Raw genomic sequence first — 12,555 nt, forward strand, 5'->3', positions numbered from 1 at the left:
GGGGTGAGTGCGCGCGGCCAACAGCGCTGTGGCGTCAAGTAAAGGGTAGGATTATTTACTTAAGTAGCGGCACAGATAGGCCGTTGCATCGGCAACCTGCAGGTTGAACTCACTGTGGCCCGGTACGAAGAACTTCTCACCCGGCATAAATACCTGCCAATCCGGCGAGCCCGGCAACAACACTTTCAACGCGCCGGTAATTACGGTCATTTCTTCCGGCTGGGCGGTGCTGAAGGTGTACTCTCCCTCTTCCATAACACCGACGCTGGTAAGGCCGATGCTGCTACTATCGAAACCGATAGACTTCACTTTTCCGGCAAAATACTCGTTCACTTTCAGCATAGACTGGCACCCGCGTAATCAACTTTATGGGGAATCCATATTGGGGGATTAAGGTTGATCTGTCACTGGTTTTTCACGCGAAATGCGATCGAGACGCAGAGTAAAGTTCTGCAGAGTGGAGACGTGCCAGATAGCCCTTCTGCATCCTGGCTTCAAAAGGCACCGCATACCAGATTCAGAAAGTGGCATACAACTTTATTCGCTATTTTAATCAGTCAATTAGCAAAAAAATGAATAAAAGAAACCGGCCTTGCGCCGGCTTCTGGGGATGTCGATTAATCTTCCAGCGCAGGATCTTCGTAGCGATGCTTGGCATCAAGCGCTTCCTGCTCGGTAGGATGCTCACTGAGCAGCGTGTTCGGCTCAATGTCATCGGTACGCACCTCAAAACGGTGCATATGCAAGCTTGGATCGCCCCGGTCAACGGCGACCACTCGGGCGGTTCTCGGATAACCAGGTCGGTCATTTTCGCGCATGCTCATCTCCCCTGTGATTCCACAAGCTTAAGTATAGCAGCGCTATTTAGACCGACACGCATGACCCCAGGTCGCGATCGCCGTGCTCCCCCTCCAGCAATTGCGTCAGTTCATCGCAGGCGCTGATTTTTCCGTCACGCACAGTGAAATGCGCCAGCACCTTGACCAAGCTACTGCCGCCATCGCGTTTTTCCACCCGTACCAGATGGTGCGTCAACACCGCGTCGCCCTGCCCGGCAACCGCGACAAACACCAATGTCATGCTACGGGTGAGCTGCTTCAGCAACGCCATATGTTGTACAAACTGCGAATAATCGAGCGTTTTACCATCCACCTGCTGGTGGTAATCCGCATGGAAGAATTCAGCGATCAGCGCCGGTTGGTGCTGCGGGGCAGCAACCACCTGCTGCAAGGCGTCGAGCACAATGGCGGCTGGGGTCTTCAAGGTCATCAGCAATCTCCAGAATTGAATGAAGCGGAGATCATAGCGCGGCCAGAGCGTGGCATAATAAGCGCACTGGGACTTTTTATACTGTAAATCGGCCAATCAATATGATCCTGCAAAGCGAGCGACTCTGGCATGAGAAAAAACACCTGACGCCTTGGCATCAACATACCGAGGGGCAAATCTATTTGTTAACCCATGGCATGATCGCGCTGGAAACCCACGAGCGGCAATGGGCAATGACCGCGGGTAATATTGGCTGGCTGCCCCCTCATTGCGCACATCAGGCGGTGGCGTGCGGCAACGTAGCAGGCTGGAGCCTATATGTGCCGGAAGCTTACTGTGGCGGATTACCTGAACAACCCCGGCTAAGTACCGCCTCCGGGTTGATTCAGGCGCTTGTGGAACGCATAACGCCCTTCGCCGGGCAAAAGTTGAACGCGCCGCAGCGGCGGCTATTGCATGTATTGTTAGATGAAGTCCGTGCTCAGGAAAGCGCCCCGCTCCAACTGCCGCTACCGCAGGACGCGCGGTTGTTGAAAATTGCGCGTGCACTGCTGAACGATCCTGCTGACAACCGGAGCCAGATTGAATGGGCTGCCTGGGCCGGACTGAGCGTCCGCACCCTGAGCCGCCGTTTTATTGGCGAAACTGGCGTCACTTTCGCCCGCTGGCGCCAACAAGCCCGGGTGATTCGCTCGCTGGAGCCATTGTCGCGCGGCGAGTCCGTCAATCGGATCGCCGGCGACTACGGTTACGAGAATGTCAGTGCCTACATTGCCGCTTTCCGTCAACGTTTTGGCATCACGCCGGGGCTGTATTTTACAGCGCACCCAGCCGATCAGGCACACTCGTAGTGTCCTCATCCCAACACTCAGACGCGTGAGGCGGTTCGACACGGGGGAAAGCAGGGGAAATGCAGAGAATCGGGCACAGCCTAGTGTGCCCGCACGTACCCTTTAGGTATTACTTTACCGTTTCACGCTGTAACGCGGCGAGGATCTGAGCCACCACCTGTTGTGGGTTGCCGGTACCGTCCATCACGTAATGCGCAGCTTCCTGATACAAGGCTTCGCGAGCGGCCAACACTTCCAACATCTCTTCGGCAATAGGGCGGCCGGTCAAGGTTGGGCGCTGTGCGTCTTGTGGGTATTCTTCCAGTCGTTGTGCCAGTACGTCAGCCGGCGAGCGCAGGTAAATCACCGTGCCGTGCTGACGCATAAAGCGGCGGTTCTCTTCTGCCAGGATTGCACCACCGCCGGTGGCAACTACAGTTGACGGTTGCGTCACGGTTTGCAGCGCGATGCTTTCACGGCGGCGAAACCCCAGCCAGCCTTCTTTTTCGACCATTTCCGCCACGCTCATCTGCGTGGTCTGCTGCATAAACAGATCGGTATCGATGAATTGATAGCCCAGCGCCAACGCCAGTGCATTGCCCACCGTGGTTTTACCGGCTCCGCGAGCGCCGACCATGAAAATGGTTTGTGTCATTACGGGTTGTCCCTTATACGGTGACGTGATTGCGTTTGCATGCCAGAATCTGGCGTGCAGATCGTGCGATGGCGTAGTTGCTGCATCATACCGCCATCAGCCTGTATTTCAATATTTACGACAGTGTAAATTCCATGGCACAGCGGCTGTCCGCAGCAAAACCCTGCGCACTGTCTTCAGCCAACTGATGCTTCAATGACGCACTGAGTTGCTGGGCGGCGATCGGCCTGAACCCAAGGCGCTGGTAATAGGGTGCGTTCCAGGGCACATCAATAAAAGTCGTCAACGTCAAACGCTGTGCGCCTTGCAATGCCGCCTGTGCTGCAACCTCCGCGATCAAACGTCGGCCAATGCCCTGGCGCTGCCAATTGGCGGCTACCGACAGCTCGGCGATATGCCAATCCTGTGATTGCGGTATGACGGCAATAAAGCCGGCGACCTCTCCTGACGCGCCTTCAACCAACCATTCGTGTTGCCGCTGAATAAAATCAGCATGCTGTTCTGAACTCATCACCGGGCCTTCGGCGATAAAACACCAGGCAGGCTGTTGATGAAACAGCTGCGCCGCCGAGCGCTCAACGGCGATCAACTGAGCGATATCCTGCGGCTGCGCTAAACGGATTTGCAGGCTCATCGGGTTCTCCTTAACGTCAGGGCCGGCTATTTAATCAGATTTACCCGGCGGCAGATACCCGCCGCCGGGCAGACATTCCTGTGCGTAAAATCAGAAGTCGACGCTGGCACGCAGCACCACTTCACGTGGTTCTCCCACCGCAACGCGCAAATTGCCACCGCTGGACGGGTAATAGGTTTTGTCGAACAGGTTCTTCACGTTTAACTGCCATTTCACCCGGTAACCCTTCACCGGTAGAGTGTAAGCAGCGAAAGCGTCGGCAACAGTGTAGTTGTCGAGATTAAAACTGTTGGCGGCATCACCAGGGCGGCGCCCCACATAGCGTGCACCTGCACCCACGCGCACGTTATCTCCGCTGTATAGCCCCGTTGATCCCAGATCCTGGGTCATAAACAGCGAGGCAGTATGACGCGCCACGTTGGTCATTTCTTTGCCTTTGTTGTCGGGATCATCCACCACCCGCGCATCGGTATAAGCATAAGAACCGATCAGGCTCAATGAATCGGTAATGTTGCCTGCAACATCCAACTCCACGCCCTGAGAGCGCACACGTCCTGCAGTGCGGGTGACTGTTTCACCATTTACCAATTCGTTGACCATCACGTTGCGTTTAGTGATGTCAAACAGCGCCAGCGTGCCGGTGATACCCTTTGGCAACTCAACCTTGCTCCCCACTTCCCAGGCCTTGCCTTGTTCCGGTGGCAGCGAACCAATCTGGCTGGCAATGGAAGAGTTCGGCTTGAAAGATTCGGTGTAACTGCTGTACAGCGAGACATTCGGCGTCAGCTTGTAGACCACCCCGGCACGCGGTATCAGCTTGCTGTCGGAACTGTCGGTATTGGTGACAAAGGGCCGCCCTTTCCCGGCGAAAACGTCAAAGGCGTCATAGCGCAAGCCGCCCATCACCAACCACTTTTCGGTCAGTTGGATAGAATCCTGCATAAACCAGCCATAACTGGTGAGGTTTTCACGCTGATCGCTGTCTTTGGCGCTGACGGCATTCGAGGTCGGCATCAGGCCATACACCGGATTATAGATGTTGAAATCGCTGTTCTTTTTGCCGCGAATCATGTCGCCGCGGTAGGTGCGGTTATCTTCAAAATCAAACCCGAATAGCATCTGGTGGTTGGTTTTGCCCCAATCGACGTCGCCATTGAACGTCAGCTGTACCGCGTTGGCATGGCTGACAGCATGGGCCGTAGAGTCGGCCTGGCGCGACAACACCCCCGTATCAGGGTTCAGCGCCAGCGCACGTGCCTGATTATCGCTGTAGCTATTGCGGCTGTAAGCGTAGGTCAGCGAGCTTTTCCAGCTTTCATTCAGTACCTGATCGACCTGCAGCGTAACGCTGTCCTGATCGCCCCGCGTGGCGTTATAGCTTTCGTCAAAACGGCGATCGCGCGGCGTATTCACCGGCTTGCCGGTGCGTGAATCAATGATGGTCCCGCGATCAAAGGGCACTAGGTATTCCATATGTTCGTAAGCCACACGCACCGTGGTGCTTTCGCCGTACCACATCAACGAGGGTGCAATCACCGTTTGGCGATTGCGTCCAAAATTGCGCCAGTAATCGGTTTCATCGTGATCGACAATCATCCGATAGGCAAAACCAGAGGTGCCCAGCGGCCCGGTAACGTCTAACTGGCCACCGCCGCCTTTAAAGCTGCTGCCCCACCCTTCCACATGCGTGTGCTGCTGCAACTGCGGCTTTTTGGTGATCATATTGATCATCCCGCCCGGCTCGCCCATGCCGTATAGCATAGATGCCGGACCTTTCAATACCTCAACCCGCTCAGTGGTCGGGGTAAAGTTGCGTGCCTGAACCGAACGCACGCCGTCGCGCAGAATGGAGCCATCGCGGTTATCGCCAAAGCCACGTTTCATTACCGCGTCCTGGGTGCCTCCCAACGTGTTTGCCTGTGTGATGCCGCTGACGTTATACAGCGCCTCGTCCAGGCTGCTGACAGCCTGATCGGTAATCACTTGTTGCGGGACAACGTCGATAGCCTGCGGCACGTTCAGCAGAGAGGTTTCGCTACGGGTACCGGTCACGCTTGTCAGCGGCTGGTAGCTTTTTACACCGTCCGATGGTGGTTGACCCACCACCACCAGGGTTTCGCTCTTTTCTGCTGTTTTGTCGACGCTGAACGCCGGGGCCGATGCACAGGCCGCCAGAGGCAATGCGCACCACCAGCCACGCTGGGTGTTATTCATTATTTAACTGACTCCAATAAGTCCCTGAAAAAGGTAACGGCAAAAATTGTTGATATAACTGCTTAAAGGTCTGCTGCGGGTTGATGTCTGCAAACAGATCCGGGTAGAAAGCTTTAGCGAACATCTCAACGGCCACAACGTGGTAAGGGCTGAGATAGAAGTTGTGCCAGATGCTCCAGGCCTGGTGGTTTTTTACCGCTTTCAGGTTGGCGAGCATCGGCTGCTTTTGCATGATCATCCGGAAGCTTTCGTCAGCTTCCTTCTGGGTGACCAAGGGCCCAAGGCGCAGATCGGAAAAACGCTTGCCCTCTGGCCCGGCCATGCCGGTAGCAATATAGATATCGGGATTAGCGGTCAAAATGGTTTCCGGGTTCAGCTCACCATAAACGCCTTTGATGCTGGCATTGGCGATATTGTCCCCGCCGGCAAAAGCCAGCAGATCGCCGAGGTTGCCATGTGCCGCCGTAGTGCAACAGGTTTCACGCCGCCCAAGGTGCAAATGCAGCATTACCTTGGGTTTTGGCCCCTTGTAGCCTGCCAATCGCTGCTGGATCACCGCCATATGCTGCTGGTAGAAGCTGATGAACTGCTCCGCGCGCTGCTGACGATTGAGAACTTCCCCCAGCAAACGGACACTCGGCACGGTGTTATTCAGCAAGTCGACCCGTAAATCAACGTAGATCACGGCGATTCCGGCCTTACTCAGCGTATTGAGCAACACGTCACTGTCACCCTCTTCCCGCGCGTAACGTGCGAGAATCACCAGATCCGGCTTTAACTTGATCAGGTTTTCGCTATTAACCTGACGGAAATTCCCCTTGCTAATAGAAGGGATCGCTTTGATCTGCGGAAACTTTTGTGTGTAAAGCTGCCAGCTTTGCGCATCAAAACGCGCCATGTCTTCCGGCCAGCCGACGATACGCTGAGCGGGATTCCCCGGCTCCAAGAGCGACAGCGTATACAACATACGGCTTTCGCCCAACACGATGCGTTGCGGGTTATCCGGCACTTCGACCTGACGACCGGTAATGTCAGTCACCATTTTCGCCTGAACGCTAAAAACGCCGAGCAACAGAGAAAGCAGCAGTAAAACGAGGGGATTGCGCATGAACAGGCCGGATCAAGGTAAGAAGATGCGCGCATGATAATCACTCTCATTAACACTTTCAATCACAACCCGCGCCAGGCGGCCTAAATCCGCTGAATGACGCTGTTTCGCCGCTGATACATGCAAAACCGCTGTAAATACGGTTTTATAAAGTTAAAAAATCGGGCGATAATCCAATAAAAGGTGGGCTAGCGTGGCAGGTAATCTAGGAGGAACAACGATGACCCAACGTATTATCCCATTGGTGGAATGTCCCCATTTTAGCGACGTCTGTGCCGCATGGGCATTTGGTCAGTGGGGCTCCCAGCGTGGCGGTTCGCTGGAACGCACGCGCCAACGATTTGCACAGTGCGCACAACCCAGTGAAGACTACACCACGCTGTTGGTGCTCGAGGGGGAATGCCCGCTGGGTATGGCTAGCCTATGGCCAAGTGACGATCATCACCGGATGGATCTTTCCCCTTGGCTGGCAGGCGTATTTGTTCATCCAGACCACAGACGACAAGGTATCGCTCAGCGCCTGGAGGCGGCCATCGTGCAACTGGCGCGCCAGCGCAACCACCCTGTCCTGCATCTGATTACCGATAAATCCGAGGCGTTGTATTCAGGTTGGGGCTGGCAAACCATCGAGCGTCGCCAGCAATATGGCGGCGACGTGGTAGTGATGGAAAAAAGGCTTTAGTTAACGCGGCGTGCAGATATAGACCAACGCCGGGGGGAAATTACGGACGACCCGTAGCCGTTTCCAATGGAAATAGCGAGACAACAGCTTTTCCGACAAATGGCTGTATTGAAACAACACCAGCGTGCCATTGCGCGCGCGCAAGCAGTGCTGCGCCTGTTGCAAAATACGAATACTGATTTTAAGCGGGATGGATAACAAGGGCAGGCAAGAGAATATCACGTCGTAATCGCGGGCCATCTCTTCGGCAGAACGGTCCATTACCTGCAAACGACGGTCGTCAATTTTCCGCAGTTGATGCACAAAATGAGATTGAATTTCAAAGGCCTCAAGCGAGGCATCGGCGCGCATACGTCCCAATATACGCTTGGTCAACACGCCGTCAGCCGCGCCTAATTCTGCAATGGACAGTGCCCCGGTCCATTCAATCTGATTCAGCATCGCCTGGCATAACCAAGGGGAAGAAGGCGCCAGCGTACCGACAGTACGCGGTGAAGCCATAAACTGCTGGAGATAGCTAAAGTGGTTCTTCAGTTGCAGCCGTGTCGCATTTAACATTGGGGCCTCCTTACGTTGAGTAGCCACCAATCTGAACTCAATTCCTTAAGTATTCATTAACATGTTTCCTAAAACCACCGACACAGTTGTAATGAAATGCAACCGACAGACGAAAAGATAAAAAAAGGCTGCGAAAATAATCTTCAGGTAATCAATAAACAGCATTACCGGTCAGATTATATTCCACAGCCGTTTGTTTTATCGGCCACCCTTTACAGTGACCGAGGTTTATTTACTGCCAGGCGATTAACGGTATATTTCTGCATTACCACGCCAGTTGCTGGAATCCCCCGGGGTGTCCAGCCCGATAATACGAATACTGCTGGCGCCATCCGCCTGCGCTTTTTCTTTCAGCGCGTGAACCGCATCGGCTGGAGAGCCACTAACGCCGGAAACCGACACTACGCCAAGGCTTTGCATGCTGCTGGCCTGTTCAGTATTCACCTGTTTTACTGATGACAGCGGCGCTGCAAATGAAGAAAATGAAGCGGCTGCCAAAAGAACTGCTGCGATGCCAGGTAATAGTTTCATGATTAACTCCAGATGTTTTTGTTTATTTTCTCGTATCAGTGGAGTTAATTATCTACCAGGCAATGAAAGCAGACGTAATCCAATGTAAAGAACATCAATCATTGTGATGAAAATAAGGAGGAAGTGCATGCAGATATGTCTTTGGCTGGGTAACGCGGGGGTAATGTTGCCACTCTACCCCTGGCAGATGACAATTAAAAGTCCGTTTGGCCAAATGCGATAAAAATCCTCATCTTTAAGATTCTTCTCTTAGCACCCGCGACTGAACTACGCTATTTCTGAAGGTTATCATTATGGAAGGACTCCCTATGTCGCAAACCTTACTGCGTGTGCGTGATGGCCATGGTGCCTCGGTTTCATTTTCAGAACTGCTGTTCGATCTGATTTACGTTTTTGCCGTTACCCAGCTCTCTCACTATCTATTGCACCACCTGACACTGACCGGCGCGCTCGAAACGCTGTTGCTTTGGTTCGCCGTCTGGCTGGCCTGGCAGTACACCGCTTGGGTCACCAACTGGTTTAACCCGGATACCCGCCCTATCCGCATCCTGCTGTTCGGCATCATGCTATTGGGGTTGTTCGCCTCTTCTGCGCTGCCACACGCGTTTGGCGAGCGTGGCCTGCTGTTCGCACTGTTTTACGTGGCTATCCAGGTTGGACGTTCACTGGTGATCTTAAATCTACTGCCCATCGGCCACCCATTAAAACAAAATTTCCGCCGCATTCTTGGCTGGATGTGCATTTCAGCGGTGTTCTGGATCCTGGGAGGGTTGGCGGAAGGCAACTACCGGCTGTTGCTGTGGGCAATAGCCGTATTGTGCGAATACGTTTCGCCAATGTTCGGTTTCCGCTTGCCGGTACTCGGTCGTTCCGACAGCAGTAGCGAATGGACTATCGAAGGCCATCACCTGGCGGAGCGCTGCCAATTGTTCGTGATCGTAGCGCTGGGTGAAACCATTCTGATTACCGGTTCGACCCTTAGCGAAATGGCGTCCTGGAACCCACCGGTACTGATTGCCTCGCTGGTTGCCTTTCTCGGCAGCCTGGCGATGTGGTGGGTTTATTTCGATACCAGCAGCAAAGCCGGCAGTCACGCCATTAGCCAGGCGGAAAACCCGGGCCAACTGGGCGCCAACTTTCACTATGTTCACGTGATACTCGTCGGTGCCATCATCGTTTGCGCCGTCGCCAACGAACTGGTGATTGCTCATCCTGACGGCCATATTAACAACGTCACGGCAGCGGTACTGCTCCTCGGTCCTGCAATCTACCTGTTCGCTAACGCCTTGTATAAAAGGTTGGTTTATCGTCGCTTTCCCCTATCGCATCTGGTGGGGCTCATTGCGCTGGCAGTGCTGGCACCGATCGCCTACCTCACCGATTTACTGATGGTGAACGGTTTGACCACGTTGATTATGGTGGCGGTCGCGGTGTGGGAGAGCATTTCACGAGGCAGGACGCCGCAGGTCAGCGGCACTCACGGATAAAAACAGGGGGCATCGGCCCCCTGTTGCCGTCTCTACTTCAGCGGCTGCGGCAGCGTCAGCACCCACAATTCGCTGAGCGACTCCGGTTTCTCCAGCGGTTGCAGCTCAATACGGGCCGACACGGCTTTACCGTCCAGGCTCAGGTTGCCCTGCTTATCCAACTGATAGTCGCCGATTTTCTTCGCCTTGGGCTGCGCGTCCACCAGTTTGGCCTGCAGGCCAAAATCGTTATCGTTAATCACCGCCAGAGTGTGATCGTCGATCAGCGATAGACCCTCTACCTTCTCCTGCTGCCAACCCAATTTGCGCAGATCGACCACTTCACGCTTCTGCGCCAGCTTCACGTCGCGCTTGGCGAGCGCTTGCGCATCGTCAAACTCCAGCGCTTTGCCCTTGCCTTCGAAGGCCGTCAGATCGGTCGCCTGGCTGAAATCGACCAGATAGATCTTGTTGATCATCTGCTTGTCTTTATCGCTGCCCTGCTCAACCAACAGGATGTGTTGGTTGTCTACAGCCACAATGTCACCCACTTTGGCGTCTTTGGCCTTTTTATAGCTGTCGATATCGATCGGGTAGCCGTACATCGCCGTTTTGCCGCTGGCCGGATCAAAACTGACCAAGCGCGTAAACTGTGCTTTGTTCTTGGTCTTGCCGTCCACGTCGAGCGTGCTCTGCACCGCCGCAAGAATACGCCCGTCCGGCAGGCGGGTGATGCCTTCAAAACCGCGGTTTGGCTGACGCCATTTGATGATATTTGGCAATCCGCCTGCCACCGCGTGCTCTCCCTGCTCCGGCGTCGGGCCGTATTTGGCGAGGATCTTGCCCTGATTGTCGATATGGATCAGGAACGGGCCATATTCATCACACAGCCAATAACCGCCTTTTCCATCCGCCGTAATGCCTTCAGTATCCAGCCCGCGCGGATCGCCCTGCAAGATTTTCAGCGTATCACTCAACGCAACTTCATTGGTTGAACCAATCAGACCTGCCGGCAGTGGCAGCCCGCTAATCGGCCCCTGCTGGTCATGCAGTGGGCGTGAATTGCTGGCAACCGCCTTCCCCCCACCGACACGAATATCCATCAACAGCGGAACGAAAGCAGGGTTAGCGAAAATTTTGGCGTCCTGTTCACCGACCGTAGGCGCATCGGCATTCGGGCCGCGATCGGTCACTGTCGTCAACAGCAGGTCATTGCCTTCACGACTATTGAATACCAGACCCGAGCCGATACCTACCGGCAATCCCTGTGGGAAGTGCTTAGCGAAGGCGCCCTGGTAACTCACATGCTCACCACCAGGAAAACTGACAATATAGCGTGCAACCTCAACGTCAGTGGCGGCATAGGACAACAGAGGGAATAACGAACTGATTAACAGTGAAACCGATTTTATTTTCATGGTTATGGCTCAAAATTAAGAATGTAGGCTTGGCAGTTTGCCAATGTATTCGCTCCACATGACAATCTTATGACAAGCCCACTAATACCATGAATTGGCTTGAAAATTAAAGATGGCAAATAGGAATTAACAATTAACGCGGACAAAACCAATGGAAAAAACATAGGAGAGTGAAAATTTAACGCTAGCTATTTTCAACAAAAAAAACCTGTCGCTTAAGCTTAGGGTAAATTCTTATAACAAAGATAAAAAAAACAGCAAACGCGCCGTAATTAGAAAAATATAGCCGTATTCGCATAGACAAAGTTAATTCCCAGGGATTTAATATCCACCGTTATTCAAGGTGCATTAAGAAAATATTGATAGAAACCTGCATTAATTTAAAAAGGTGTTCTATAGTTTTTAGTGCTAACGCCCGTTAGTATTTTCCGTAGGATGGAATCTATGTCAAAGCGACTTTTTGCCGAATTTTTTGGCACATTTTGGTTGGTGTTCGGTGGTTGTGGTAGCGCCGTATTAGCAGCAGCATTCCCACAGCTGGGTATTGGTTTTCTCGGTGTCGCACTCGCTTTTGGTCTTACCGTGGTAACAATGGCCTATGCCGTTGGCCATATTTCTGGCGGGCATTTTAACCCAGCCATTACCGTGGGGTTATTTGCCGGTGGCCGTTTCGCCGCAAAAGATGTTATTCCTTACGTGATTGCTCAGGTGATTGGCGGGATTGCTGCAGCGGCGGTGTTGTATTTAATCGCCAGCGGTAAAGCAGGTTTCGATGCCACTGCTGGCGGCTTTGCCTCCAACGGTTACGGTGAGCACTCACCGGGTGGTTATTCTCTGCAATCTGCTATCGTCATTGAATTGGTGCTGACAGCATTTTTCCTGATCGTTATTCATGGTGTCACGGACAAACGTGCGCCAGCCGGTTTTGCCCCCTTAGCGATTGGTTTGACATTAACGCTGATTCACTTGATCAGTATTCCGGTAACCAATACTTCTGTTAACCCTGCGCGCAGTACCGGCGTGGCCATCTTCCAAGGTACCTGGGCATTGCAACAGCTTTGGGTATTCTGGCTAGTCCCCTTAGTGGGCGGTGCTATCGGTGGCCTGATTTATCGCTGCCTGTTGGAAGACAAAAAGTAATTTATACCCGGTAATACTCTGTCAGGGCAGCCGCTATATCCGATGGTTTT

The 12,555-nt window shown here is 53.5% G+C and carries 14 protein-coding genes; 4 read left to right on the plus strand and 10 right to left on the minus strand.

What is annotated here, in order from left to right:
- Positions 1-51: 51 nt before the first annotated feature.
- The 3 genes from ppnP to AC2FC2_RS11045 form a co-directional block, all read right to left on the minus strand.
- Complete coding sequence (gene ppnP, locus AC2FC2_RS11035) at positions 52-342, minus strand: pyrimidine/purine nucleoside phosphorylase (RefSeq protein ID WP_044548616.1); 291 nt, start codon at positions 340-342, stop codon at positions 52-54.
- A gap of 275 nt (positions 343-617) precedes the next feature.
- Complete coding sequence (locus AC2FC2_RS11040; protein WP_037423273.1) at positions 618-818, minus strand: YaiA family protein; 201 nt, start codon at positions 816-818, stop codon at positions 618-620.
- A gap of 46 nt (positions 819-864) precedes the next feature.
- On the minus strand, positions 865-1,269 hold the full coding sequence (locus tag AC2FC2_RS11045) for a nuclear transport factor 2 family protein (RefSeq protein ID WP_404760187.1): 405 nt from the start codon (positions 1,267-1,269) through the stop codon (positions 865-867).
- Positions 1,270-1,370: 101 nt separating this feature from the next.
- Between AC2FC2_RS11045 and AC2FC2_RS11050 the strand changes: the two genes are divergently transcribed.
- Complete coding sequence (locus AC2FC2_RS11050; RefSeq protein WP_209636641.1) at positions 1,371-2,120, plus strand: AraC family transcriptional regulator; 750 nt, start codon at positions 1,371-1,373, stop codon at positions 2,118-2,120.
- Between the two features lie 109 nt (positions 2,121-2,229).
- Here the strand turns inward: AC2FC2_RS11050 and aroL are convergent, their stop codons facing one another.
- The 4 genes from aroL to AC2FC2_RS11070 all read right to left on the minus strand — a co-directional run bounded on the left by aroL (position 2,230) and on the right by AC2FC2_RS11070 (position 6,710).
- On the minus strand, positions 2,230-2,754 hold the full coding sequence (gene aroL / locus AC2FC2_RS11055) for a shikimate kinase AroL (protein WP_037423282.1): 525 nt from the start codon (positions 2,752-2,754) through the stop codon (positions 2,230-2,232).
- A 115-nt stretch (positions 2,755-2,869) separates the two neighbouring features.
- Positions 2,870-3,388: a GNAT family N-acetyltransferase gene (locus AC2FC2_RS11060; protein ID WP_265554678.1), complete on the minus strand. Its 519-nt coding sequence runs from the start codon at positions 3,386-3,388 to the stop codon at positions 2,870-2,872.
- Between the two features lie 90 nt (positions 3,389-3,478).
- Complete coding sequence (locus AC2FC2_RS11065) at positions 3,479-5,602, minus strand: TonB-dependent siderophore receptor (protein ID WP_490659211.1); 2,124 nt, start codon at positions 5,600-5,602, stop codon at positions 3,479-3,481.
- Entirely contained in the window at positions 5,595-6,710 is a 1,116-nt protein-coding gene (locus AC2FC2_RS11070) for an ABC transporter substrate-binding protein (protein WP_490659212.1), read from the minus strand. Before AC2FC2_RS11070 ends, AC2FC2_RS11065 begins: the two co-directional genes overlap by 8 nt.
- A gap of 220 nt (positions 6,711-6,930) precedes the next feature.
- Between AC2FC2_RS11070 and AC2FC2_RS11075 the strand changes: the two genes are divergently transcribed.
- Complete coding sequence (locus AC2FC2_RS11075) at positions 6,931-7,392, plus strand: GNAT family N-acetyltransferase (RefSeq protein ID WP_209636649.1); 462 nt, start codon at positions 6,931-6,933, stop codon at positions 7,390-7,392.
- Here the strand turns inward: AC2FC2_RS11075 and AC2FC2_RS11080 are convergent, their stop codons facing one another.
- Entirely contained in the window at positions 7,393-7,950 is a 558-nt protein-coding gene (locus tag AC2FC2_RS11080; RefSeq protein ID WP_209636651.1) for a class I SAM-dependent methyltransferase, read from the minus strand.
- Positions 7,951-8,196: 246 nt separating this feature from the next.
- A complete protein-coding gene (locus AC2FC2_RS11085; protein ID WP_209636653.1) occupies positions 8,197-8,481 on the minus strand; it encodes a YdgH/BhsA/McbA family protein in 285 nt (94 codons plus the stop codon).
- Between the two features lie 308 nt (positions 8,482-8,789).
- On the opposite strand from AC2FC2_RS11085, the gene AC2FC2_RS11090 reads away from it, so the two are divergent.
- Positions 8,790-9,968 (plus strand): low temperature requirement protein A, encoded by a 1,179-nt coding sequence (locus tag AC2FC2_RS11090; RefSeq protein WP_209636654.1) that lies wholly within the window; start codon positions 8,790-8,792, stop codon positions 9,966-9,968.
- 32 nt (positions 9,969-10,000) lie between these two features.
- Here AC2FC2_RS11090 and AC2FC2_RS11095 read toward each other — a convergent pair whose 3' ends face one another.
- Complete coding sequence (locus AC2FC2_RS11095; protein ID WP_490659213.1) at positions 10,001-11,365, minus strand: esterase-like activity of phytase family protein; 1,365 nt, start codon at positions 11,363-11,365, stop codon at positions 10,001-10,003.
- Between the two features lie 444 nt (positions 11,366-11,809).
- Between AC2FC2_RS11095 and aqpZ the strand changes: the two genes are divergently transcribed.
- A complete protein-coding gene (aqpZ, locus tag AC2FC2_RS11100; protein WP_037423302.1) occupies positions 11,810-12,505 on the plus strand; it encodes an aquaporin Z in 696 nt (231 codons plus the stop codon).
- Positions 12,506-12,555: the final 50 nt, after the last annotated feature.

The sequence above is a fragment of the Serratia sp. CoH_122_TC_1 genome (genome assembly GCF_058191755.1).